The sequence below is a fragment of the Ruminobacter amylophilus genome, from assembly GCF_900115655.1.
Lineage (GTDB): Bacteria > Pseudomonadota > Gammaproteobacteria > Enterobacterales > Succinivibrionaceae > Ruminobacter > Ruminobacter amylophilus.
Map to the genome: position 1 here is coordinate 24056 of NZ_FOXF01000013.1, position 26188 is coordinate 50243.

At 45.6% G+C, this 26188-nt stretch carries 17 protein-coding genes and 1 pseudogene; 17 read left to right on the forward strand and 1 reads right to left on the reverse strand.

The window, feature by feature from the left end:
- The first annotated feature begins 162 nt into the window (after positions 1 to 162).
- The 16 genes and pseudogenes from BMY80_RS05040 (at position 163) to BMY80_RS05115 (ending at position 24486) form a co-directional block, all read left to right on the forward strand.
- Positions 163 to 675, forward strand: coding sequence for an Hcp family type VI secretion system effector (locus tag BMY80_RS05040; protein ID WP_093141512.1), 513 nt, complete (start codon positions 163 to 165; stop codon positions 673 to 675).
- Between the two features lie 318 nt (positions 676 to 993).
- A complete protein-coding gene (tssH, locus tag BMY80_RS05045; RefSeq protein WP_093141514.1) occupies positions 994 to 3711 on the forward strand; it encodes a type VI secretion system ATPase TssH in 2718 nt (905 codons plus the stop codon).
- Between the two features lie 340 nt (positions 3712 to 4051).
- The gene (gene tssC, locus BMY80_RS05050; RefSeq protein ID WP_093141557.1) at positions 4052 to 5590 is read left to right on the forward strand and encodes a type VI secretion system contractile sheath large subunit; all 1539 of its coding nucleotides are present in this window, start codon (positions 4052 to 4054) and stop codon (positions 5588 to 5590) included.
- A gap of 155 nt (positions 5591 to 5745) precedes the next feature.
- Positions 5746 to 6237: a type VI secretion system baseplate subunit TssE gene (locus BMY80_RS05055; protein WP_093141517.1), complete on the forward strand. Its 492-nt coding sequence runs from the start codon at positions 5746 to 5748 to the stop codon at positions 6235 to 6237.
- Positions 6238 to 6241: 4 nt separating this feature from the next.
- Positions 6242 to 8074 carry a type VI secretion system baseplate subunit TssF gene (gene tssF / locus BMY80_RS05060; RefSeq protein WP_093141519.1) on the forward strand — a complete coding sequence of 611 codons (1833 nt, stop codon included), beginning with the start codon at positions 6242 to 6244 and terminating at the stop codon, positions 8072 to 8074.
- The gene (tssG, locus tag BMY80_RS05065) at positions 8053 to 9090 is read left to right on the forward strand and encodes a type VI secretion system baseplate subunit TssG (RefSeq protein WP_093141521.1); all 1038 of its coding nucleotides are present in this window, start codon (positions 8053 to 8055) and stop codon (positions 9088 to 9090) included. The genes tssF and tssG overlap by 22 nt, the downstream gene beginning before the upstream one ends.
- A gap of 92 nt (positions 9091 to 9182) precedes the next feature.
- Positions 9183 to 9837 (forward strand): annotated as a pseudogene (locus tag BMY80_RS05070) (IS607 family transposase).
- Entirely contained in the window at positions 9815 to 11167 is a 1353-nt protein-coding gene (locus BMY80_RS05075; RefSeq protein WP_093141527.1) for an RNA-guided endonuclease InsQ/TnpB family protein, read from the forward strand. The pseudogene BMY80_RS05070 and the gene BMY80_RS05075 overlap by 23 nt, the downstream one beginning before the upstream one ends.
- A gap of 349 nt (positions 11168 to 11516) precedes the next feature.
- Positions 11517 to 12722, forward strand: coding sequence for a DUF6931 family protein (locus BMY80_RS05080; RefSeq protein WP_093141530.1), 1206 nt, complete (start codon positions 11517 to 11519; stop codon positions 12720 to 12722).
- A gap of 2 nt (positions 12723 to 12724) precedes the next feature.
- Positions 12725 to 13402 (forward strand): hypothetical protein, encoded by a 678-nt coding sequence (locus BMY80_RS05085; RefSeq protein WP_093141533.1) that lies wholly within the window; start codon positions 12725 to 12727, stop codon positions 13400 to 13402.
- Between the two features lie 99 nt (positions 13403 to 13501).
- Positions 13502 to 14878 (forward strand): type VI secretion system baseplate subunit TssK, encoded by a 1377-nt coding sequence (gene tssK, locus BMY80_RS05090; RefSeq protein ID WP_143066454.1) that lies wholly within the window; start codon positions 13502 to 13504, stop codon positions 14876 to 14878.
- Positions 14879 to 14892: 14 nt separating this feature from the next.
- Complete coding sequence (locus BMY80_RS05095) at positions 14893 to 15861, forward strand: DotU family type IV/VI secretion system protein (protein ID WP_093141538.1); 969 nt, start codon at positions 14893 to 14895, stop codon at positions 15859 to 15861.
- Between the two features lie 2 nt (positions 15862 to 15863).
- The gene (locus tag BMY80_RS05100) at positions 15864 to 20378 is read left to right on the forward strand and encodes a type VI secretion system protein (protein WP_093141540.1); all 4515 of its coding nucleotides are present in this window, start codon (positions 15864 to 15866) and stop codon (positions 20376 to 20378) included.
- An 82-nt stretch (positions 20379 to 20460) separates the two neighbouring features.
- Positions 20461 to 23664, forward strand: a complete 3204-nt coding sequence (locus BMY80_RS05105) for a phage late control D family protein (protein ID WP_093141543.1) — start codon at positions 20461 to 20463, stop codon at positions 23662 to 23664.
- Positions 23665 to 23782: 118 nt separating this feature from the next.
- Entirely contained in the window at positions 23783 to 24172 is a 390-nt protein-coding gene (locus BMY80_RS05110) for a hypothetical protein (protein WP_093141544.1), read from the forward strand.
- Between the two features lie 23 nt (positions 24173 to 24195).
- Positions 24196 to 24486, forward strand: coding sequence for a hypothetical protein (locus tag BMY80_RS05115; RefSeq protein ID WP_093141547.1), 291 nt, complete (start codon positions 24196 to 24198; stop codon positions 24484 to 24486).
- Positions 24487 to 24576: 90 nt separating this feature from the next.
- Here BMY80_RS05115 and BMY80_RS05120 read toward each other — a convergent pair whose 3' ends face one another.
- Positions 24577 to 25734 (reverse strand): hypothetical protein, encoded by a 1158-nt coding sequence (locus BMY80_RS05120; protein ID WP_093141549.1) that lies wholly within the window; start codon positions 25732 to 25734, stop codon positions 24577 to 24579.
- Between the two features lie 46 nt (positions 25735 to 25780).
- Here BMY80_RS05120 and BMY80_RS05125 point away from each other — a divergent pair.
- Positions 25781 to 26188, forward strand: a 408-nt coding sequence (locus tag BMY80_RS05125) for a transposase (RefSeq protein ID WP_143066455.1), incomplete at its 3' end; no start/stop codon positions are given.

A 26188-nucleotide genomic window follows, 5' to 3' on the forward strand; every position in this document is an offset into this window, starting at 1 on the left:
CATGAAAATAAAAGGTGTGACCATGTTAAAAAACGAGATCAAATATTTACCAACAATCCCTACCTTGTGCAAGAATTAAGCCATGAACGCGAAGGTTCAGCAATGAACCAAAGCTTTATTTTGTGATTTTAGTGTTTTAATTTTGAAAGCAGGAGTACTGTTATGGCATCTGACTTTTTTATCAAACTCGATGGTATCGATGGTGAATCCAACGATAAGGCACACGCAAAGTGGATCGAAGTTGTTAACTTCAAGCACGGCTCTGCACAGAACGTAACCTCTGGCCGTACAACCGATGTTTCAGGCAGAGGCACCTTCACCCCGTTCAGCTTTACCCATGTTCTGGACAAGGCCACCCCTAAAATCCAGCAGTTCTGTATGAACGGTCAGAAGATCGCCAAGGTCAGCTTCCAGGTATGCCGTGCCATCGCAGGCGCTCAGGTACCTGTATACGAAGTTACCCTTGAAAACTGCAAGATCGTTAAGGCAGAAGTTGTTTCAACCGCTCCGGGTTCAGCACCTGACGTCATCCTTCCTCCAGAAAATTCCGCTTATCCTGTGGAAGTTGTTGACATCGTTGCCGGCAAGATCACCTGGAAGTTCACCGCAATCAAGCCTGACAACACCAAGGACGGCGCAGTTGAAGCTTCATTCAACCAGATAGAAAACGCCTAAGTTTACACCTGCCGGCCGACACTCGGTTTTCAGGCAAACAGCATAAAAAAGGACGGATAATTTAAAATCCGTCCTTTTTACGCGTTTATGCATATTTATTATCGTTCTCCAAATATTTTTGACTAATACGTCAATTACCTTCGTCAAAACAATATAAACATTTGAAACTGTTGAACTGATCGCGGTTTAAATACCCCGTTATTCGTTACCATAGTATCAGGTCAGCATCTCTCAGAAGATTGGATGATCCGCCGGCCCCATGACGGCATACAGGCGCTTAACGTCCAATCCCTGAATAAATCAAAGGGGATTCTTCTTATGATAAAACTAAAGAAAAAACAGTTATTCTCAAAGCTGTCAAACGTGGCATACAGGGCACTCGAAAGTGCCACCACCCTCTGCAAAACCAGAGGAAATCCTTACGTTGACATAGCCCATTACATTAACCAGATACTATTAAGCGAACCCAACGATCTCCACGAGATCATTAAATACTTCAACATAGACGAGGCCAGACTATCAAACGATCTTACCAAAACACTGGATCTTCTGCCTCGCGGTGCCAGTTCAATATCGGGATTCTCACCTCTTGTGGAAACAGCCATTCAGGAAGCATGGATGGCGGCATCCATAGTATACTGCTCAGGAGCCATCCGTACCGGACACATCATTCTGGCCCTTAAGCTTAATCCAGACCTTGCCCGCAGGCTTCATGAAATAAGCGGCGAGTTCATTAAGATGAACGGAGATCTCCTGCAGGAAAAGTTTTCAGAAATAGTCAGTGACTCAGCCGAAGCAGGTCACGTCAATACGGTGTCTGATGCCGGTACCGGGCAGGTGGCATCCGTAATGTCAGATCCGTCTCTCGGCAAGGGAGAAGCTCTTAAACTCTACACTACCGACATGACGGCACTTGCAAAGGAAGGCAAAATCGACAACATCGTCGGAAGAGACGAGGAAATCCGTAAAATGCTGGACGTACTGCTCCGTCGCCGTCAGAACAACCCAATACTTACAGGGGAAGCCGGCGTAGGTAAAACAGCCGTAGTCGAAGGCTTTGCCGTGCGACTGGCAAGAGGAGAAGTACCTGACTGCCTAAAAGGTACCGTACTCCGTTCCCTTGACCTGGGACTGCTTCAGGCAGGCGCATCCATGAAGGGGGAATTTGAAAACAGACTGAAACAGGTAATAGAAGAAGTCAAAGCCTCTGACACACCGATTATCCTCTTCATTGACGAAGCCCATACCCTTATAGGTGCCGGAGGCACGGCCGGTCAGAATGACGCGGCAAACCTCCTTAAACCGGCACTTGCGAGGGGCGAACTGAGGTGCATCGCCGCCACCACATATCGCGAATACGTAAAATACTTCGAAAAGGATCCTGCACTTACCAGACGCTTTGAAAATATTCTGGTACAGGAACCGGATGACGAAAAGGCCTTCAGAATGCTCCGCAACATGACGGGCTTTCTCGAAAAATACCACGGGGTTCGTATTCTTGACGAAGCCGTTAAAGCCACCGTTACCCTGTCCCGCCGCTATATTCCGACAAGACAGCTTCCTGACAAAGGAGTAAGCATTCTTGACACGGCGTGCGCCAAGGTAGCGCTCTCCCAAAGTACGATACCTGCCGAAATCGAATTCACCGGCCGCAGGCTTGAGGCTCTGAAGCTCGAAAAGGACATTCTCACAAAGGAACATCGCGAAGGTTTTAACAGAGAAGAACAGATTGCGGAAGTTTCCGCTTCAATTGAAAAAAGCGAAGCGCATCTCAAAGAACTTAACGAACGCTTTGAGCTGATTAAAAAGAAGTCAGCTGAATACATCGGACTCAGAACAAAACTTGTCTCAGACAGTTCATCATGTGCCGATGCGGGGGCTGACGGCACCATTACTGAATCAGAAGCATCAAATGCTCAGACTCCCGATAAGGGTATAATCTCCGATGAGGACAGAAAGAAGCTGCAGAGCACCCGTTGCGAACTCAACGAGCTTCAGGGCGACAGTCCGATGATCCTTCCGGAAGTCGATGAACAGGCCGTAAGTACGGTTATTTCGGAATGGACGGGCATTCCTTTAGGCCGCATGGTGAAGGATGAAATCACCTCCGTGCTTAATCTTGGCAACTACATGAAGGAGAGGGTCATCGGTCAGGATCAGGGAATTGACCTCATAGCCAAGCGCATCCTCACGGCTCGGGCATCACTTGCCGATCCGAACAAGCCGATTGCGGTAATAATGCTTGCCGGTCCTTCAGGCGTGGGTAAGACCGAAACAGCACTCGCGCTTGCGGAACAGCTGTACGGAACCGAAAACAATCTGGTTACGATTAACATGAGTGAATTTCAGGAAGCCCACACCGTGTCAACCCTTAAAGGTGCCCCTCCGGGATACGTGGGTTACGGCGAAGGAGGTGTGCTTACGGAGGCCGTAAGACGTCGTCCGTACAGTGTGGTGCTTCTTGACGAAATAGAAAAAGCCCACAGGGACGTTCATGAGATCTTCTTCCAGGTCTTTGACAAGGGGCAGATGGAAGACGGCTCAGGAAGACTCATTAACTTCCGCAACACCGTCATCATTCTCACCACCAACGTGGGTGATGAAACCATCATGGAGCTTTCCGCTGACGAGAACAATCTGCCTGATACCATGACGCTTGCAAACGCCATAAAGGATGACATGATGAAGGTATTCCCGGCAGCACTCCTTGGCCGCATAACCATCGTGCCTTACTATCCTCTCGGGAAGGCAGCCACCAACAGAATCATTGATCTCAAGCTCAACAAGATCAGGAAACGCGTCATGGAAGGATATCATGCGGAACTCACCTGCACGCAGGCTCTGCGTGATGAAATCATCCGCCGCTGTGATAACGCGGCCTCAGGTGCACGCCTCATCGATGCCGTGATAAGCAACGATCTGCTTCCGGACATCAGTGAAAAATTCCTGGAGGTAACCATGGAGGGTAAAGAACTTGCGTCAGTAAAGGCTGACGCGGCCGACGGAAAGTTCGTGTTTGAATTTACCGAAAAGTAAGACAGACATGATCCTGCCTTAGCAGTTTCAGCGTGAAGCCGCGGGGTCTCCTCCGCGGCCTCACTGTTTTTTAGGGGCAAAAACTCCAACTCTATTTCAGGTATCACGGAAATTAAACGTCGCCGCATGTAAATCAGTCACCATCGGCATTGTTTGAAATACAATAAACCTTAGATCTAACGCCAACCTTACCGATATTTAATTATTCTTAAGATGCAGACTTTTACGTTTATTCCGGAGCAGATCGGACGGTACCTTAAAAACCGTTTTTCAAAAAGCCAAAACCTCCGGAGGCAGAAAGAATACCGACCGGTAAGAAATGACAGCAGGGAAACAGCTCATGAACAGATTCAGCTTTTTCACGGAACCTGAGCCCGGGCAGGGCGTAACTGCGGAAAACGAAACCCGAAGCATTTTGTCCGATCCGCAGGAAAACGATACGGAAGTTACCGCGTTAGCGGACACTTCGGAAATCACGAAGTGTCTGTCTGCGCTTGACGCCGAACAGAAAAAAGGACTTCTGACCTGTGTCAGGGTCATAAGCGGAAATCCTGAGCTTGCGACACAGAATCCCCGCTATCTCATTGAATCACTCATTGCCGAAACCGACATAAAGATAGGAGAGGAAATAAACCTCATCATTCACCATCCCGATTTTCTGGAAATTGAGGGAATATGGCGCGGACTCTATTATCTTGTTACCTCCACCAACACCTCGGCTAACCTCAAGATAAGAGTATTCAACATCTCCAAAAAGCTGCTCGGAAAAACCCTTAAAAAATTCAGGGGAACATCCTGGGATCAGAGTCCCATATTCAAAAAACTCTATGAGGACGAGTACGGAACCGCAGGCGGTGAACCGCTGGGAGTCATTATCGGTGACTACTACTTCAATCATTCGGCACCGGATCTTGAACTTTTAAAGGGAATCTCCCAGATAGCCGCTGCCGCACACAGTCCGTTCATAAGTGCCGCGGATCCGTCCGTCATGAATCTTGATTCATGGTCAGAACTCGCCAATCCTCGCGGTATATCAAAAATATTCAGCACGCCTGAATATGCCTCATGGACATCCTTCCGCAACTCAGACGACAGCCGATACGTGGCACTGACACTGCCAAGAATTCTGGCACGACTCCCCTACGGCCCTGATTCAAATCACATTGAAGGCCTGAATTTCACTGAGGATACGACCGGTAACGCCAGCCTCAACCACGTATGGATGAATTCAGCCTATGCCATGGGAATCAACATCAACAGAGCTTTCGAAAAATACGGCTGGTGTGCCAAGATCCGCGGAATAAAATCAGGCGGTCTCGTTGACCACCTGTCCAAATTCATCGGACTTACTGGCAATCCGGCCGAGGACATGAAGGTTCCCGTGGAAATTGCCATATCCGATCACCGAGAGGCTGAAATTTCCTCATGCGGTTTCATCCCGCTGTGTTTCTGCAAAAATACCGACTACGCCGTATTCCTCGGCGGTCAGACCGTTAACAGTCCAAGGGTTTACGACAACCCGAATGCCTCGGCAAATGCCCAGCTGTCATCAAGACTGCCATACCTCTTTGCTGTGTCAAGATTCGCCCACTACGTCAAATGCATAGTACGCGACAAACTCGGCTCCTTCGAATCAAAGGAGGACATGACAAAATGGCTTTCGGACTGGAGCAGTGAATACGTAACCACCGACCCCAACGCCGATGAGGACATCAAGGCCCGTTATCCGCTCGCGGAAGCAAAAGTCAGCATTGACGACATTGAAAACCAGCCGGGATACTATAACGTTAAATTCTATCTAAAACCGCATTATCAGCTAGAAGGTCTGACCACCACCCTGTGTCTTACCACAAAGGTTCCGCGTCCCGCATCACAGTGACGCCTGAAAGAATGCTCAACGGGTAGGATGATGCTATTTTTACCGCTTAAATTAAAACATTACGCAAAATTTTAATGAGTCATGCATGTTAAAATTAGGTTATCCGGAGTGTCCGGATCGCATTTTCATAAAATGATTCATGGACGAACTCCGACATGGTACAGAAAATACACATTCAGGACAAATTTCAGCCGTGCATTCTGTCAAGACTCACTGACAGAAGCCTCACCGGGAACGGATCCGCCGAAGATTCGCTTCTTTCCCGCATTCATCGGGAAATTCTGCTGAATCTTAAAATGCTGTTCAATTCAAGAATGCATCCTGGGGCCGATGATCTGGACAAATGGCCGGAGGTAAGAACGTCGGTTCTCGGCTACGGGCTGTCCGACTTCTGCGGACTGGATAACAGTGACAGAATTTTTGACATGGTAAAAAAGGAAATATCATGGCAAATCAGATGCTTTGAACCCAGACTTAACCCGGACACTCTGGTCATTACCAGACTTGACACTCAGGAGGCGGACAAGTGCAGTTTATCCCTGCACATCGAAGCAGCTTTTGCGATATCAGAGCTGAAAGACGGTTTTTCCTGCAATTTCTACATAGAACTGGAAACAGGAAGGGCAGCCGTTAAAGGAGATGCTTAAGTAAATGAAAAAAGACTTCTTTGCGTATTACAGTGACAACCTGGCATACATCCGCAAGATCGGCCAAGAATTTGCCAGGGAATTCCCAAAAACCGCGTCTCATCTTGATCTGTCCTCGATCGAGTGTCAGGATCCTTTTGTTGAAAGACTGCTTGAAGGAACGGCTTTTCTCAGTGCAAGAATTGAAAACAGGCTCGATCACGGATACGAACGTTTCCTTGAATCCATCCTGAACTCTGTTAATCCAAATGCCGTGGCTCCAATTCCGTCCATGTGCAACGTTCAGATTCCCGAAGCATCACTTCCGGAAATAACCGGCGGCTGTCTCCGTGTTTCCCCCGGATGCAGATTCACCAAGACAAAATCCGAAAGCACCACACAGATCTGTTTCGAGAGTTTCTTTGAAACCGAAATCCACGCTCTGTCACTCAAAGACGTAAAAACAATGGAACACGACATTTCCATTACCAATCTCACGGGAGAAGGCTACAGAAACTCAATTTCCATGACGCTCAATACCGAGGGCAATGCCACCTTCGCATCCATCAATCCGGAATATCTGGACATTTACCTGAATCTTACCGATCAGGATGCATCCAATCTGTGCGAATACTTCTTCGCCAGTCTGAAAAGAGTATTCATAAAACTTCCGGACAACAGCTACGTGGAGATTCACGGAGTATCAGTGGAACTTTCACTGCTTGATGCAAAGAGCAATGTCTACTCCGCAAACTCCCCTGCCATCAGCGGCATCAACAACATGAATCTCTACATGAAGTATCCGGGGCTCGTGAAATTTCTGCGCATCAGAGGCCTGAAGAATGCCTTTAACGGCATAACCTCAAAGGAAATCTCACTGGTATTCATATTCGATAAAAAGCAGAATTTCGGAAACAGTGACAAACTGCATCGGGAATCACTTCTTCTCAATGTCATTCCTCTCATAAATCTGTTCAGAAAAAGAACCCAGAGAATGTTCACCAACCATGACTTTGAGATAAACGTAAGCGTTGACAGTACCCATCAGCTGGACTATGAAATTTACTACGTTATCGGAGCAGACTTCTTTGACAACTCAAATCAGCCCATCTTCAGCGCGTATCCGTTTTTTTCAACAGGCTCCGATCAGGGAGACGGAAGGACATACCGCAATTTCTTCAGCGTACACCGCAGACAGAGACAGACAGGAAGCACGGGATATAAAAACCGTCTCTATAAAAAGCAGGAGACGTTCATATCATTCTCAGGTCAGGACTATGTTCAGAAGATGAATGAAAACCTGCAGTTCGTGGCGGACTGTCTGGTAACAAACGCCGACCTTCCATGCTGTCTGACCAATCACGATCGTCTCAACACCGCATCTTTGGGCGATCTGCACGAGGTTCAGATCATAGGCCAGATTACAAAGCCAATGCCTCCCCTGATATCATCCGGCAGTTCCGATGACTTTAAAAGACTGGCTTTTATCATGTGTAACTTTGCCTCCGTTCTTGCCAGTGGCGATGATGGACTGCTGTACAATCTGAAACAGCTTATGGATGCCTTCTCAATGAAAAACGCGGAGGAAACCGCCCGCATGAAATCAGCCCTGCGAAAGGTAAAAATCAATTCCAAAGTCTACCGTTTCATCAGTAAGGGAGTGGTGTTTTTTGAGAAAGGCTATCTGATTGAACTTACCCTGAGTCACAGGGATCTGGAAGGTATCGGATTCTTCACCTTCTCCAGAATCATTGCCTCTCTCATCATAAATTACCGGGATCTGAACATTCCGGTATGCGTTGACGTCTATTCGGATGAAAAAGGATTTGTATACTCATGCAAGAACTTGATGGAATAATTAAATCCCTGGCAAAAGAAGATGACGGCAGCACGGAAGCCGACTTTTTCTACCTTGTCCGCCTTCTGGAAAATCAGATGAAGGAGTTGCCGCGCATTGGTACGGCACAGCATCCGAATGCCGAAGCATTACGATTCGGTCAGATGCCTTTTCTGAAACATACTGATTCAGACATTCATTCGGTGACCCAAAAATCAGCCGAAGGCCGGTACGGAATTTATGAGGTTCTTGTTTATTTCTTCGGACTTCTTGGACCAAACGGTCCAATGCCCCTTGAGCTTACCGATTTTATTTACCATCAGAACATCAATGACTATGATGCCACGACCAGACGTTTTCTTGACATCATAAATCACCGTTTCCTGTCCCTCTACTACCGGGCCTTCAGCATGTGTGAAATGCCGGTATGTTTTGACAGAGAGGATCCGACTCTCATGAACTTCTTCAGAAGCTTCAACCGTCAGGGATACAAAAAGATCACAAGTCTTCCGGAATATGCCCAATTTGCCTTCACGACAGAGTTTCTTCACGGAAGACGCTCGGCTCTCGGGCTGGAAAACATCCTCAAATCATATTTTGGCATACATATAAACATCAGGGAATTTGTGGAAAAAACGCATTTCATCCCGAAAGAGGTTAGGATGCATCTTGGAAACAGAGATACCTCCGTACTGGGACTCAATGCCCAGATAGGAAGCAGATATACCACTCGGACACAGGACATTATCGTGGAAATCGGCCCCATAAATTATAAAGAGAGTCTTGACTATATGCCCGGAACACCTAACTTCAGACAGATGTATGAAATCATCTCCTCCTATCTCAACAGACCTCTCACCGTCCATACCGAACTGAAAATAGACGCAGAAACTGTCAGGGAGCTTTATCTTGACGGTACCAGGGCTTTGGGACACGGAACCCACCTCAATTCAAGTCAGGGTAAAGGCATTACGACCGTCAGCATCAACATGACATCCATCATGATGCACAGATTCTTCAAGAAAGTTCCCTCCTGACCACCGTTTTGAGGCGACCGGTGTTAACAACTGCTTAACTAAATCTATAAATAGTTTATAATACATTTAAAATAGTTATAGGTTTATTTTTAATGAATAAGATTATTTCAATTGGACAGGCTGCTAAATTGCTTGGTGTTCATGTTCAGACTTTACGTAACTGGGAAAAATCAGGGAAGCTAAAGCCTGACAGTATATCTCCTGGAGGAACCAGAAGATATAACAGTGATACCATAATGAGGATAAGCGGTAAAGAGCTTCCTCAAATTGAAAAAGATGACAGGGTCACCATCGCTTATGCCAGAGTAAGTTCTCAGGATCAGAAAGAGGAGCTCAAAAGGCAGGCTCAGGTTTTGGAACTTTACTGTGCTGAGCACGGTTATAAGTATGAACTTATAACCGATTTAGGTTCGGGAATGAATTATTACAAGAAAGGACTGACCGCATTAATCAGCAGGATTCTTGATGACGGCGTAAAAAGACTTGTTCTAACGCATAAGGACAGACTGTTAAGATTCGGAGCCGAGCTGATTTTTTCAATATGCGAAGCCAAAGGTGTGGAAGTCGTGATTATCAACAGAGGCGAGGAAAAAGCCTCCTTTGAAGAAGATTTTGCAAAGGATGTGCTGGAGATAATCACCGTATTTTCAGCCCGTCTGTACGGAAGTCGCAGCGGTAAGAACAGAAAGATTATAGAGAAACTGCAGGAAAGCGTAAAATAATAATGTCACAGGTGCTCAGTCATAAAATCAGAATTGAAGCTAACAATAAGTTTAAGACTTATTGCCGGAAGGCTTTTGGCTGTTCACGTAAGGCATATAACTGGGGATTGGCGGAATACAAAAAGGAATTGGAAAAGTATAAAGAGGCAATGTCTTTATACAGAAAAGAACTGGGACGGTATGAAGAAGCTCCTCTGCAGTTCAGTCAGGTTCCGGAAAAACCACGGCTTCCGTCAGTACTTGATTTAAAGAAACGCTTTAACAGCATCAAGGCGAAGGATTTTCCATACATGTACGAGGTCACCAAATATGCCTCGCAACAGCCGTTCATATTTCTCGGAAAGGCGCTGAACAGATATTATGACGCGAAGAAAAAGAAAATCGGCAAAGTAGGTTTTCCCGTGTTCAAGAAAAGATCGGAAACTTCCGGTTCATTCTATCTGGGAGGAGATCAGGTAGAACTGCAAAGATTCAAAACCTGTTCCGGTGCTGAGAAAAAATCAGGAAAGCTCTTTTTGAGAATACCAAACTTCGGTTGGGTAAAGCTCACGGAAGAACTGCGTTTTTCAGGGCATGTTAACAATGTAACCATCAGTCAGGACGGAGATGAATTCTTTGCAAGCTTCAGCATCAGTGTTCAGGAAGAATCAATTGAAAAGAAACCTGCTCCTAAAAATACCGGAGTAGGAATAGATCTCGGGTTGGACGCAGCTATTACTCTGTCTGACGGAATTAAGATATATGCGCCCAAACCGTTAAAAAAGAATATAAATAAAATAAAGGCTTTACAGAGAAAACTATCAAGAAAGCAGCATCCGAAAACCAAGGATGATCAGACGAAGTTTTCAAAAAGTTACATGAGACTTTTAAGGAAGATAAAAAAACTTCATACAAAGATAAGTCATTTAAGGAAAGACTTTATTAACAAAGCGGCATCAGTTATTGCGAGAAACTACAGGTATGTTGTTTTGGAGAATTTGAGTGTGACAGGAATGATGTCCAATCACAGACTTGCACGTTCTCTGGCAGATGTAAGCTTCGGCAGACTGAAAACAGCAATCGTTAATAAGGTTCAAATGAATGACGGAAAGATTATTGAGGCAGACAGATTTTATCCGAGCTCAAAGACGTGCTGTAAATGCGGGGCGGTAAAGAAAGAATTAAAACTTTCAGACCGAATTTACAGATGTGACAGCTGCGGAAATGAAATTGACAGAGACGAACAGGCTTCAATAAATCTGTTAAATTTGATTAAAAAAAGCGGTGTAGCTAACGCCGTCAGGAGTCCGGAGCTGAGATCAATACTGGCTGACTTTAATAAGAATCAGCTGGCAAATCTGGCGATGAAGGCTTAATTTGGTAAAAAATTTATTTTATAGGTTTTTATAGATCCAAAATAGCGGAATTTTTACTAACGACCCGTATGCCCCGCTGGTTCCGTTTAAACCGGATGAACAGCCTCAGTTACCGAAATACTTCAGGAAAAAATCCTGTTTACGTATACACATCTTCTTCAATTATGGAGGTACGGAGTTCCGTCCTCATCTTTCTGAATCAGCATTTTTCAAACCCGCCGGGCACGTGAAAAATCTGCCGAAAATAACCACTGTGACTGTATTCTCAAAATTGTAAAACCCGTAAATCCCTGTCTGTACAATAACTTGCGTATAAGATTATGATAACAGTAACTGTTCGGAGATTTTTATGCCTGATAAACTAGACTGGCTCAATGAGCACTTTGTTCTGCTAAAGTACAGAACCGTTGCCGAGGTGGTTGAGAACTGCCACTACAAGGTACCTTTTGAATTAAGAAAAACCGCAGATGAACATCCGCTGGCGGAAGACTTTCTTAAGCAGCTTGCCGAGGCTGAAAACTATCAGAAAGCCAGTGAATTTCTGGCATTCAACCTGCACCAGCGGGCTCTGGCATGGTGGGGATACTGTTGCGTGCTCAGCGTCAAAAACGAACTTTTCGATATTCCTTTTGAACCGAGAGACATATCGGACATCGGCACGCACAAGAATCCTGAACTTCCGGAATGGGCCAAAATGCCTGAACCAGAAAAGATGGACTACAAAACAAACCCCGACTACATAAAGCTGCAACAGGAAATTTCCGCAATTAAGGCGAAAAACGAGGAACTTATTAAAATGCTGCCTCCCGGAATATGGGAAAGGCATATGGAACTTCGTAAAAATATTTATGAGAAGTTCAAAAGCATCGTCGGCATGGATCCCGAGGAAATGCTTACGGATGCCATAAAAAAAGTCGAAGAATTTAAGGAACCTGCATTTGTAAACGAGGAAAAATCACCTGTTTTCCAGATGAAAAGAGAACTCGACGCAAAAATTGAAGCCATCAGAAAGAAAACCGTTGAAACCATTAAGGCGGCTGTTCCTTCAAAAAGCAGGGAAGAACTTAAGGAACAGACTGATAATGCCATGGATGCGGTCTATGCCGGAATAACGGCTCCCACGGATGAGAATGCCACAAGATGTCTTAACCTTGGCAATGCCTGTCCGGAAACACATGAGGGACTGCTTTCACTCCTTACCTTCTGGTGCTACGGCAATCTTACGCCGAACATGGAGCAGATTGTCAGAACTCCTCCGGAGCTCCCTCCTACCGGACTTAATTCACTGCTCCTTAAGTGCGCCCTTACTGAAGGCGGCACCAGGGAATTCAAGGAACGCATGAAGCTGTACTTTGAAATCGGCAGAGAAGTAGTGTTCGGAATCAACAACTGGTCTGAATTTCTTACGGAAATGGAACCTCCGCATCATAAAATCGGTCACGGAGGCTTTACGGGGGTTATTGGGAAGGTACCGGACGATGCATCCATGAAACAGGCTGCCGAAAAAGCCTTAAACGATGCAGGCAACAAGAAATTTGAACGTTTCAGGGGCTGAAAATGAATCTGAACCAGAATATTTTTCTTGCATGTGCATGTCTGTTCTCAACCGTGATTGTCGGATGTTCATCATCTGAGGGGACCAGTGCAAGCTTTGACGTGAGCATCTATCCGTCTAAGGATCTGGCCAAGGTATACGGCTACTATCCCAGCTTTGAGGTAGACATACTCGGGGCCGGGAACGAGGACACCATTAAGCTCGGAACCTACTCAATTGACAGATATTTTGAGTCGGAAAGTCCCGTGCGCAAATACTACGCTCCGGTAACCTTCAGATTCTCAGACAATGATCTGAAGGTAAAAACCCTGAGTTCAGACGATCCCGCGTACAAAAAAATCATGGGACGTTCACCGCAGTATCTGGCTGTAATCGTCAATCTGCCTTACGGTCCCGAGAAAAAAGAAGGAGAAGAAGGTGCGGCCGCTCCGAAGCTTGATCCCCGCATATTCACCTATCAGATACCTACGGGGTTTTTCGAGGAACAGCCGGATCTGTACCTCAAAATTGTGGGCACCGGAATAGTAAGAACCACAAAGGAAGATGCCGAGGAGGATCTTCCTGAGGCCCCGGAAACGGCAAAACAGCCTCATAATATGGAACTTAACTGCGTTAAATCCAGTGGCAGGGAGCTTAAATGTCAGGAGCTTCCGCCGAAGGAGGAAAGAGCCCCTAACTGACAGCGCTAAACGGCGAGGCTTGTCACCTGCCGTTTTATAACACTTCCGGCAATCCGGAATTTTGGAATGTAAAATACAAACAAAGAAGAGAATGCCAGCGTGAAATTTCCAATGTTTCTTCACTGGAGTGAAGGGCTCTTTCTGCAGCCTCATCACTTTCAGCAGTTTCAGCGTGTCATCAATGACGCGCTTAATGCACACTCAAGCCTTGCCATCCCCTACAAGGAAGGCATCTGTGACATTGAAGTGGACACAGAGGCTCTGAAGTCAAAAAGAATCGTCATCAATTCATTGGCGGCAGTCATGCCTGACGGGGTTTTCCTTTGTATGCCCGGAAACTGCGCAGTCATGCCGCACACACTCGATCTGGACATTCATCATGCAGACGAAGAAATAACCATTTATCTTGCGGTACCGTTCTACTCAGTAATGGATTCCAATCTTAATGAAACCGGCAACAGCGAACAGCGCCGTTATCTGCTTCACGAAACTACCTGTGTCGATGAAAATACCGGTGACAATGAAACCACTGTTTTTAAAAGAAGCCTTAACGTTAAGATTATTACGGATCCTAAAAAAGCCACTGACTGTGCCGTTCTGCCAATCATGAAACTGAGATGGACTCTCGAAAACAGCAACACTCCGGTTTTGGAAAAGGTATCGACCTATACCCCTCCAACCATTCTTATCTCCGGAACCTCAAACCTTTTCACTATGGTAAGGGAGCTTTTCTTTGAACTGAAAAACTGCAAATCAAAGCTTTTAACGGACATTGAAAATTCCGGTTATGTACCTTCACTTGCTACCGGATCCAACGTTCTGAAAATCATGCATCTCCAATGTCTGAACGTATACATCAACACCATTAACAATCTGCTGGTTCCAGACAAAACCACGCCGTTCGATCTGTACTGTGTGCTCTCAAATCTTCAGGCTTCACTTAAGGCGCTTTATCCTCTTTCAGACACTCATGAACTAAGCGGATATGACCATTACAACCTTTTCGGCGTTTATGACGAGGTAATACGTTCCATAAGATCTCTCGTAAACATCAAAGGAAAGGCTGAATTCATCGAGATTGATTTTGAAAACACCGGCAGTGAATCTCACCTTGAAGCAAGGTTCAAGGCCGAGGAACTCAGCAAGGCGTCAGACTTCTACATAGCCCTTGAAGGAGAACTCAACTGGAGAGAGCTTATCAATGACATTGAAGCCGGGGATAATTTCAGGCTTATCGACAGAGGTTCGCTTGAAAGCCGCGTCCGCGGAGTCAAGCTGAGTTACTCAAGATTTCCGCCACGCTATCTGCCTCTGGAAAACAGCAACACGGTTTACTTTAAGGTAATGAAGGATGAATCAGCCAGAATATGGCGTTACATTCTGGATGACAAAACAATGATCATAGACTGCGCATATTCTCTTCTCGACAAATTCACCGCAAAGCTGTTTGTGCTGACGGAAAATGAAGAGAATTAAAAAGGACCGAGGGAATGGAACCAAACGGGATTTATGAGCTTGTAAGTCCGATACTGCATAAGCTCTGCAACTATTACATTTATGAGCGTAACGGATACAAACTTGGATATGCGGAATTTACCGCAGAGATAAGTCATCTTCTGAAAAATGCCAGGAACACCGCTGAAAAAAGCGATGCTCTCAGCTCCGCATACAGAAAGATTGAATTCCCGCTCATATTCTTCCTCGATTATATGGTTAAGGAATCCGGTTTCTCCTTCTCTCAGGATTACGTCCCCTTGGCTCACAGCTACAATGAACTGTCAGGCGATGACAAATTCTTCGACTGTCTGGATGAAGCCATTGCCGGGGAAAGCGATCCGGAAATTCTGAACATATACTACATCATGCTTGGCCTGGGCTTTGACGGAGCATTCAAAAGAGAACCTGCTGAAGTTGTCAGACGCATGCAGCTCTGTTTCGAAAAACTGGATGACAGATATTCTTCAGGTTATGAAATGGTGTGCCGGGAGATGTCAGCAGACATGGTAACTGAAACGGAGCCGTCTGATACGCCATGGTTTCTTGCCCATAAAATCAAAATACTGTCAGCCATTATCGTTGTTGCGCTGTTCAGTTTAATTCTGAATGTTCTCAGCATTCACGTCAACACCCGTCCTTTCAGAAAAAGCATAATGTCGGCATTGGAAATGGCCGCCCCGAGCCGTGACTATCTTGTTGACGACGGTAAGGAATTATTCCAAGCAGGCTCTGATAAAAACAGAATCGGATACGGTACGGTCAACGAAAAACAGGATCTCTCCGGCATAGAACCGGAAATCACGGCAGACAGTGATAACAAGGAAGAATTCTCACACGAATTTAAGTATGACGGAAGAACGGACGACAGGGAAGCCGTCGGCAAGAGAACGGCAGAAAAACTCAGCGGCAACAGCACTGCTCCGGCAGTACCCGACACCGTACGCGAAAAGGAGTCCAAATAAAAATGAATAATGCCTCAACTCCAGACATTCAGACGGAATCACAGGATTTTATGACATCACTTTTCGGCAATCCGCTGGGAATAGTGATACTCATTATTCTGTTTTTGATTCTGGCACTTGCAGTATATATACTCGTTAAGAGATTTAAACACAGGCACCAGATGAAAAAGGAACGCCGTTCACTTAAAGACGATTTAATGATCTGGTCCAACCTTTCCAAAATGGTATCCGGTGAGAACGAAAACAAACAGGGTAAGCAGAATCTGTCCCCTAACACCGAACTCATCAAAATGTTCTTCGCATCGGCCAAAAAGGTTATCGGTACAAGATGTCCAAAAAAAGGCAGTACCCCGTGGTACGTGGTTATCGGCGAACCTCTCTCCGGAAAGGACAGCCTGTTCACTGAAGGACAGCTGAATACCTATACCGTTCTGCATGAAAACGACACCCACGGAAAGGAACCCGTAAATTTTCATGTAAACAGTGAACGCATTTACCTTAGCGTCAAGGGACACGTTTTCTTTGACAACTGGATGGGAGGCTCCTCCGCAGAATGGTATACCATATGCGACCTTATCAAAAAAAACCACCGCATCAAACCGCTCTCCGGCATTATTCTGACAATTCCGGCAGACGCTCTGCTTGCCGACAATGAAGGCCTTACCGAGAAAAAGGCCTCACTGATATCCTCTGAACTTCTGCGTCTAACCGGAACAATCAGAATGAGAATTCCGGTAAGAGTGCTCATCACCAAATCAGACTGCATCCGCGGCTTCAGAGAATTCTTCTCAGGCGTTTCCGGAACAGGCAGAAACAGAACCGTGGGATTCAGTCTCACCAGCAACAGCGGAGTCTATGAGGAAGAGCGTTTCACAGAGGAGTGGAACAGCTTCATCTCCGATTTGAAGGAAACTGCCGCAGGCATGTTCCTTTCCAAAAAAATCATTGATGCAAGCTACACCGACAATGGCAGAATAGATCTGTCCTCCTACATATTCACCTTTCCGCAGCAGGTTGAAACACTCAGATCCAATCTCAGGCACTACCTGAAGATAATTTTCAATTCCGCAAGCACCGGTACACCGCGTGTCATGACGGAAGGGGTTTACTTCTGCTCCACTGCGGATCAGGGCATCTGTTTTGACTCAGGCTTTGCCGAACTGAAGCAGGCCACGACGGATGAATCTCCGCTGACCGAATCCCACGAACATCTTAAGGGTTCATATTTTGTCAGCAGCGTACTTGGCTCATCCCTCGGTTTCCTCGACAGAAGAGCCGACTTTACAAAAAGCGAAAAGATAAGACGCAACGTTCCAGCCGTTACCATAGGACTGGTTCTCGGTCTGCTGACCCTTAACTATCTTGCAGGAGCGATACTCGGTCAGAGCCTTATCAGCAGAAAGCTAGAAATGGACACCCAGTACTACAAGCAGATAAGCACTCTTTTCAAGTCTCACGCCATGCTGAACTCACCTCTTCTTGACGTGGACTATAACTCCGGAAACGGTATCGATCGCTTTGATGAACTTATGGAAAACATTCCGGGCGTAACCAGATTTAATTTCTTCACAAATTCAAAACTGACGCTCCTTGCGGACAGGCCTCTGCCGATGATCTACGCCCCGACCAATTACCTTTTTTATGACTACAACAATCTGTACCATCAGGAACGTCAGACCATTTACAACCAAATGGCCGCGGACATGATTTTTTTCCCGGCAGCAACCTCTTTTACCTACAATCTGAAAAACAACGACTCTTACTACACTGAAGCCAGGGCTGATGCACTGCTGGCATTCATGAAGCTTTCACAGGTCGGTGGTGATCCCGGAATTCTCTCCGAAAGAAATTCCCGCACCATCAGAAAGAGTCTGCAGTCAATTGTTGACTACATGTACCCTGACGTATCATCAAAGGTTGCCAAAGAACTCAGCGACATTACCGGAGGAAACGAAAACTACTCCGCCAGCGTAATCAGACAGATACTTCTCTACAAGGAATACTACCCAAGCATCAATCAGGGAATACGCAATCTCATAAAACAGATCATTGAGGGAAACGCCTACCCTGAGTCTGATTATCAGACCTTTAAAATCCTTATCAAGAATGGTAATGAAATAAAGCACACGGCAGAAAAGTTCATCAGTTTCACCTCCGACATCTCCAACCGGGATCTGGATCAGTCAATTGAGGAATACATGAAACTCCGCCGTGAAATCTACTACACCATCAACAGGGCTGATTATCTTGACAGAAACTATGCCGAGTTTCTCAGCACTTTCTCAACCCCAGTGGTAGAAAAGAAAGACAGCAAAGATAAAGCAGAAGCCGGTAAAACACTTGATCTCCAGAGATCCGCTTTATTTGAAAAAAGCTATCTGGACTATAAGAATATAGTGAATGATGATTTTAAGGAATTTACTGACTACATCCAGAACAACACGGAAAGAAAGAGATATTTTGATTCAGACTACTCTGACACCAGCAAGGTTCTGCATCTGCAGAATGTTGCCGCCGACAACATCACCCGTGATTATGAACAGACTAAAAAACGCCTTTCATCAATAATCAACAGTCGCGTCTACGACAAAATCAAATTCGGAAATCAGGAAGAAAAATACGGATATCGCGTTCTGGCCGATATTCTTAAACTGGTCTACGCCACGGAAGACGAGCTTCCGCTTGAGGTAAAGGCTCCGGAATACTTTGAAAGTCAGTTTAAAAAGCTGGAAAGCGTCTTTGCATTAAAGAACAGAAATCTTAAGAACTTCATGGAAAGCCACAAGAATCTGGAAAATGCCAAGGATCTGGTTAACGCTGCCCAGATGTATCTCGAATACGCAGAGTTTGTTTCAAAGGTTCAGCTGTCTAAAAATCTCCTGAAGCATTATCCTGACGACAGCAGTCTTACAAGAAAGGTTGCAGATCTTGCCATGAGCATGAATGATGCCGCAGACGATGAAGACGGCCTGTTTAACGGGATGGTTAACTTCGAATCAGCAAGAAGGGCTCTGGGATATTTTGAACTGGATGAACAGTATGCTCCGAAGGCAGTAGAATCATTCATAAATCCCATTGCCTATCTCCTGCAGTTTGACAGCCGGGTAAAAGCAAAAGCTCAGCAGAAGGACGATAAGAACAGGATCGAAAACAAGTCTTCAAAACTCTTCTCTCAATATGTCGAGAATGACAAGCGCATCAGCAGGATAAGAAAAAGCGTCATGCTTTACTCCGATGCCTACGTTAACTATTGGGCCGCATTCGGAGACAGCATAAGACCGGTGTTCTATGATTACTCAACCTTCCACGACTTCACAAAAGAAAGTCGGGCATATGAAATCAATGCGCAGCTCCGTGATGTCTACAACACGTCATACGAAGTTTTGTCCCAGATTCATGATTCCGTGCTTTCAGCCAACGGTCAGGGCAGCAGAAACAATGCCCTTAAGGTCATTGATTCCAGAAGAAAACTCATGGATCTTAACTACAATCAGGCCTGCACTAACATTCTGAACGCCTGGACACTGCTCCCAGACGATGTACTCAGTGCCAACCGTTACGTCAACTCTCTGGATAAAAAGAAAGTACGTAACGACTTTACACTGGTTATGGCCCAGGGCAAGTCCCAGAACACACTGCCGTGGTGGGACTCCTACGTAAGACTCGGCATCCGTCTGCTTAAATCCGAAGCAAACTATTCCGTTGCCGCGTCTCTTACCGAATTCCAGAACAGGCTCTACTATTTCCCTGTACTGCGTAACGGCAACACCAGCGGACAGGTCATTGTTCCTGAAGACATGCAGAAACTCAGAAAGCAGCTGCTGAGCTTCGGCATCGGACAGAAGAAGGCCGCAGGTAACGATACCGGCAAAAACGAAACCGCAGCTTCACAGAATCCACAGGCTGAGGAAAGTTCTGATGAGGGTGTAAGCTCAATTCAGGAACCTCTTCTGAACGGTCTCAAGGCTGGCCGCAGTGACATATCCGAGTGGGTCAGCAACGTTGACTTCATCTTAAAGACGTTCGGCTCCACTGATAATCCGGTAATTGCCAAGATTGCAATTCCGAACGTCAGAACCCAGAACGCGCTTATAGAGAAGCTGTACGGAAAGGACTACTCCAATGCCATGCTGCGCTTCAGATACGTGGACATCAGAGCCGGAAAGGCCGCTAAAAAGCGTTTCAGCACCTTTGTCAATGATGAGGACAAGGTCATCTATGAAGATACCGTGGACATTGACAGTCTGGAACTTGACTTCTACAGATATTCCGATGACAGCAAGGCCGGTGCCAAAGTGGCAATCAGCGGAAGATACGCGCCGTTAAAACTTTATCTGGATGAACACCTGATTCATTTAAATAATGATAAGAACAACGCATCTTACGTACCCGTTAACGTGTTATCATCAGAAGGAGACAAGGGAATTCTGTTCCTAAAGGTCTACTTCGGACAGAAGATGCTGGCCCCGGAAAAATGGCCGTCAGTTGAAAACTGGCCGGCACTGTCAGCCTACTGATAACGAAGGAGCTCTTCAAGCCCTACCGCTCATATGACCTCAGACTGGCAGACCGTGACAATTTATTTGAGAGAATGAACTTATGTTGAAAAAAGAAATTAACATCTCTTTTATCGGCAAATGCGATTTTAAGAATGTCACTCCATACAAATGCATACTGAGTGAAGGCATCAGTGTTCCCTTCAGGGCAGTGGTAACACTGTTTTCCAAAGACGCTCTCAAACGAAACAGTCTGAACGGCTGTCTCAACGTTAAGACTGAAATTACCCTGCTTCAGTACAACACTGCCGGCTCAATTAGTCGTGGCCGCAGGTTTCAGGGAATAATAACGTCATACAGGTCACTTGGACTTGTGTCAAGTCTGGGCAGTACAGCTTCAGGAGATGACTGTTACTGTTATGAACTCACAATAGAACCGGAAATGGTACTGATGGGACTTAACCGTCGCACCCGCAGGTTCAGCAGCGACAGTACCCCTACCGATGTCATCAGTGAAATTTTTGCGTCCTATCAGCAGAACTGCGAAATCAGCTCATCCATGTTTGACCGCATTCCAGAAAACGGATACATTCTGCAGCAGAACAATGAAAGTGATCTGAGCTTTATCAACAGAATCTGCCGAAATTTCGGTTTTAACTATGTATTCGAACTCACTCCTGCTGAAGACGACTCATCAAAATCTTCAGTAAAGGTTGTGTTCTCCAGAGGTTGGAAAACAGGTCACGCCAAACAGCTGACAGGAAACAGTACCCTGGTTAACAAGGAAACAATCGTCTGTGCGGTCGGTCGCGGCAATGCTGAAAGCTTTGATGCGGAGCCTGTATACCTTGAAAGGATGATAAGCTCGGGATACATCGGTAAGGGAAGCATTTATACCGGTGAGAACAGTGCCACCACCCTGCGTGCAGACAGCATTATAAATTCAGAATACCAGATTCAGCATGAAGGTTTTGACCATGTCAAAGGTCTGGCTGCCCCACTGAAAAAATCAATGTCAGACTATATCAGTGAATCCCAGGCAGCCCTCAGCAACGTCTCATCTGACAGAATCCGTATTACATCACACGATTTTGCCGTGGCAGCAGGTCAGATTCTTGAAATAGATGGCGAGAGCTATCTGGTAATCCGCTCGCATTTTGGTTTCAATCTGGATTACCCCGCAGCATTTAAACAGGCCGTAGGGTTCGAGACAAAAGAACATGAGCTTGATCTTACTGCCGTAGCAATTCCGAAACCGGAAAACGAAGAAAGTACTCTTGCGCCACTCTGTACGCTTGGAGGCATAAATGCCGATGACGCAGACTCAGCAGAAAAAGACACGGTGACGGTGAACGCCCCGTCAACAGTGCTTGCAGGCACTAATAATACGGTCAGAGAAAGCGGCAGTTCATCCGTACCTTCAGTATTCATTGCCACCGTATGCGATAAGGATGGTGCCGTAACGTCAATCGGAACCATTCAGCCGTCATCTGATGACAATACGGCATTCCCGTCATCATTCTACGCTTTACTTAACGATGCAAACCAAACAGTAACCGCAACATATGTAAGCACATCATCCGGTGATGATTCTCTGGGGAATTTCCCAAGAATCGGTCAGAAAGTTCTGCTTATTTTAGTTAACGGCAGTTATTATTTTCAGGGATACCTGCCGACAACGGAAGCTCTGCCCGTATTTGACAGTTCCATGAGAAATGAACTTATATACAGCAGACATCTCTGTGCGAACAATCTCACTAAAACAATAAACAATGGGAACAGGGATTCCGATGACAATATTTTGGATTTCACACAATTAAGTTCGACAAAAAACCTTATTAAACACATGGTTAATACAGGTAAAATTACTTCTTTCATGAATATTGTCGGAACAAAATTCAGTTCCCAGAAAATCATAGATACCTATACGTCATCACATAAAAGTAATCTTGAGACCAATCTTAAGAACATTATAGATGCCAAAAACAAACTTGACGGTGACCTCAAGGCAGCCCGGAGTGGCAGTCAGACATCAACAGACGATGACATACAGAAACTTAAGGATCTGTACACATCTCAGGATGGCTACGTAGATGATCTGATAAGTGCAATAAAGACTGATGCAGTGATATCATCTGCATTAAAAAAAATAATCAAGAACGATACCAGCATAAGCGAATATAAGGACGATCAGCTTACAGAAAGTCAGCTTAAAGATAAACAAATGGATTTAGCTCTGCAGAAAGCTCTTGTTCCTTGTGGCAGTATTCTGTTTACCACAGGATGCAGCAGAATATATGCAAAAGGACATGAAATATATGCTGATGCTGACACTTCCGTGTTGTCAAACAATGTTACGGTTAAAGCTCAGAACAATCTTATTCTGACGGCTGATAAGTCAATAACACTTCAGGTTGGCAATTCAAAGCTTAATATTAACGGCAACACCATCCAGATGGCGGTTGCGTACTTTACCAACAAATTCTCACCTTGGGATGCATCCGTGTCACTGAGTCCGACAACCGGTGTCACCGTTAGCGGTTTCCAGTTCAAGGCCAATTCCCTGACAAGCTCTGCCATTTCCGATTCATTTGGCGGAGGCTTCAGTACTAAATACGGACAGGTCACTTCCAACGGCGTTCGCCTTAAATCAGCTACTCTGACTGCACCTGCCGTTCTAAAAACAGCCGCCGGATTGGGAGCAAAGGTGCTTAATGGTGCTTTCAGCACCGGCTGGACGGATTCGAACTCCGAAGGATGGATGGTAAGCTCCAGCTGTGTAAAAGCAGCCAACAGCATTACTTCAATCATTGCTGACATAATTGCAACCATAATCCTTTACAATAAAGACACGAACAGATACTGTAAAACAAGAAGTGTCTATAATGCTGTGATAGCAGGCATTGGTCTGGCTCTTGACGCAGTGGATATGATTGAGAATCTTGTTACCAACATAATCCTTGCCGAAAATGATAATGACATTTCATTTTGCAAGCGTACAAAGGAAAACAACTACATAAGCCCTCATGATATCTATTTAATGGTTAGCAGCAGTGCGCGAATGGCTACCTCTCTGGCATCCTATACTCCGCTTGCAGCAGATAATCTGAAATCAATGAAATCTGCTTCCTCAATGGAACTCTCAGCTACAAATATAGCATTTGGAGCCAAAACAACAACGAACACGTCGCAGATTGATCAAAAATCAAATTCACCTGTGTCGGATGTATCCCAAACACAAGTGATAGATCAAAAGATAAAGGAGGGAGAAGATGAAGATTCTGAAATTGATAATCAAGACGATTAATATAATTATTTAAAATAAAAATCAATAACAGAATTATGATAATAAAGCCGATGAACAAAATGGTAAATTCCCTAATCTGAATACCTGCAGTCAAACATCTAAAAATGAGGTACCCAAAATGAATACCGATGAACTCAGTCTTAAGCTCGGCACAGCCATTGCCGAAGCGGTTGCAGTTTCAGCTTTAAATCTAAGTATTGACATCGGCATCATTGCACTGTGTGCCGCGTCAACAACCAACTACAAAAATGATAATATTACCGGCAGCAAACACCTGTGTGCAGATGATGGCAAGACCACCATTCACGAAAACAATACCTCAGCCAGCAAAACCGAGGAAAGTCTTGCCAAAGATGAGGTTGAGGCACAAAAAGGTGCTGTGAAGGCATCAGAAACCGAAGGTAACGCCTCAACTGCAAATGCCAATGCTCTTGATGCCGATGCCAAAGCCGTAGGTACCCAGGCCGGTGCCCTGAATACCGATACCAAAGCCCTGAATATTGAATAGCCGCAACGTCAAGGAGGTGAATTATGCCAACCCCGATAGCAACAATTGCCAACCTTACAGCCACCGGTGACGTCATTGCAGGCCCGGGAGCTCCCATAAGGCTGATCAAGGGACTGCCTGCCGCATGCATCGGCGATGCAGTTGCCGGAGCCGTATGCGTGGGAGTAATTTCAGCAACCACCGCTGTTACGAGACTGCGGGCAGGACGTCCGGTAGCTAACATAGGTTCTGTGGTAACCGGAGTAAATCCCGTTACAGGCATTCCGGTCGTCACCGCTGTTGCGGTATGTCCTAACATCAACAGAATTGTATAATCTCAGGCAGACTGACGTCTCATGGATATAAACGTTACGGAAAACGGAATAACATTCTCCGTAGCGGTTACACGCCTGCAGGCTTAGGTTCTACTCCGACAGAAACCTGTACAGGTTGGAAAGCCTGCTGAGGCTCTCCTTACTGCCGTTTTTTTCAGCCTCTGCGGTGGCATATTCAAGTTCCGATACCATGACATCCCTGGCACTATTTATTCTCGAAGAAACAATATCCCTGTATACGTCCTCATAACCAAGCGGGAACGGATACTCCTCAAGGTAGAGATAGTCAAGCATGGCCGTACGAAGCGGTCCTGACACCTTTCCCACATATGCGGAAACCTCGGATGCTCCGAGAAACACTCTTCCTGAAGGTACAAGCCCCGTGAGCCGGCGAAGTTTTTCGTCGGTTACGGCTGTGGTGTCATCGGAATCGGCGTTTTTAAGAAGCTCCCCTAGTCCGGACATAAGTATCTCATGCTCAGGCGTATCGGAATTACAGTAAGGCAGAGCCTCGGCAAATCTCCTTTTAATGGACTCAAAATCAGTCCCGAGAGACTGTGCCACGGCACCGTTAATTGCCGAGCTTACGGTATAGCACACCGAGCCGTTAAGCGGGAGTACGCACGGCTTCACTTCTTTTGATATGTCCATTCCAAGAATATAGTCCCGGGTCACCATTACGGGGGTGATTATACGAAAGCCGTCTTCGGTGATTCCCAGTACAATTCTGCCGGAGGACTCAGCCGTGCCGAGAACCATATCCCTTTTCACAAAGTAGCTGAGAAGCTTCGGCGCTTTCCCGTAGAGGTCGGCAAATACCCTGTACATACACCCTATGTACCTGTTTTCCGCAAAGCCCAGCTCCGAACAGAGCTTCTTGATGTTGCACCAGGCCTTCGGATAGTAAATGTTTTTTAGGGTTACTGCGGCATGCAGTATGCTTTTAAATGAGGAAACTGTTTTATCTCTTAAAACATCAGTCATCTGGAGACTCACCAGAAGTTCCCTGAACATCTGACATGACTTAGCATTCGAAAAAACCACCTGTTCGTGCTTTTTCAAAATGTCGGCAAGAAGCGGAGCCGCCTCTGAAGGTTTCAGTCCGTGATTTTTAACAGTCTCAATACAGTCACAGTCAAAGGATACCGCAAAGGCGGGAGACGGACATATCCCTGCAGGAGGAGTCACCACGATACGGCTTCTGCCATCCTCCTCATATGATTCGGCATTGACGGAAACGATGTCCACGCACCATGGATAATTATCACGGTTGTAAGGAAGAAGATGTTATAACATGAAGTCCTTATACTCAAAGCTGTTACGTGATGTTTTACTGAATACCAAAAAGGAAATACTCGGCTCCGTTGAAGTTCGCTCAAAAAAAGAAAACATTCCACTGAAGATTGTGTTTGTCCGCAACAGAAATGACATAAACAGGTATATCTGCCTGCTGTCTACAGACATTACCTTAACGGAAGAAGAAATCATCAGAACCTACGCCAGACGCTGGAGCATAGAGGTTTCTTTCTACAACCAGAAACAGTTTCTCAGGCTTGAATCATGCTGTGCCAATCAGTACGGTTCAATCATTGCACATACGACCATGGTCTGCGTGTGCACAATGATGCTTGAGTTTATCAGACGGTACGAAAAAGACGTGAGAAGCTTTGGAGCAGTTTTTGAAAGCTGTGCCGAACAATTG

What these genes read in the sequence shown, in the direction of transcription:
- tssH (WP_093141514.1), top strand. Translation starts at nt 994, where the DNA reads ATGATAAAACTAAAGAAAAAACAGTTATTCTCAAAGCTGTCAAACGTG.
- tssC (WP_093141557.1), top strand. Translation starts at nt 4,052, where the DNA reads ATGAACAGATTCAGCTTTTTCACGGAACCTGAGCCCGGGCAGGGCGTA.
- BMY80_RS05095 (WP_093141538.1), top strand. Translation starts at nt 14,893, where the DNA reads ATGGAACCAAACGGGATTTATGAGCTTGTAAGTCCGATACTGCATAAG.
- tssG (WP_093141521.1), top strand. Translation starts at nt 8,053, where the DNA reads ATGCAAGAACTTGATGGAATAATTAAATCCCTGGCAAAAGAAGATGAC.
- BMY80_RS05105 (WP_093141543.1), top strand. Translation starts at nt 20,461, where the DNA reads ATGTTGAAAAAAGAAATTAACATCTCTTTTATCGGCAAATGCGATTTT.
- BMY80_RS05075 (WP_093141527.1), top strand. Translation starts at nt 9,815, where the DNA reads ATGTCACAGGTGCTCAGTCATAAAATCAGAATTGAAGCTAACAATAAG.
- BMY80_RS05055 (WP_093141517.1), top strand. Translation starts at nt 5,746, where the DNA reads ATGGTACAGAAAATACACATTCAGGACAAATTTCAGCCGTGCATTCTG.
- BMY80_RS05100 (WP_093141540.1), top strand. Translation starts at nt 15,864, where the DNA reads ATGAATAATGCCTCAACTCCAGACATTCAGACGGAATCACAGGATTTT.
- BMY80_RS05080 (WP_093141530.1), top strand. Translation starts at nt 11,517, where the DNA reads ATGCCTGATAAACTAGACTGGCTCAATGAGCACTTTGTTCTGCTAAAG.
- tssF (WP_093141519.1), top strand. Translation starts at nt 6,242, where the DNA reads ATGAAAAAAGACTTCTTTGCGTATTACAGTGACAACCTGGCATACATC.
- BMY80_RS05085 (WP_093141533.1), top strand. Translation starts at nt 12,725, where the DNA reads ATGAATCTGAACCAGAATATTTTTCTTGCATGTGCATGTCTGTTCTCA.
- BMY80_RS05040 (WP_093141512.1), top strand. Translation starts at nt 163, where the DNA reads ATGGCATCTGACTTTTTTATCAAACTCGATGGTATCGATGGTGAATCC.
- BMY80_RS05115 (WP_093141547.1), top strand. Translation starts at nt 24,196, where the DNA reads ATGCCAACCCCGATAGCAACAATTGCCAACCTTACAGCCACCGGTGAC.
- BMY80_RS05110 (WP_093141544.1), top strand. Translation starts at nt 23,783, where the DNA reads ATGAATACCGATGAACTCAGTCTTAAGCTCGGCACAGCCATTGCCGAA.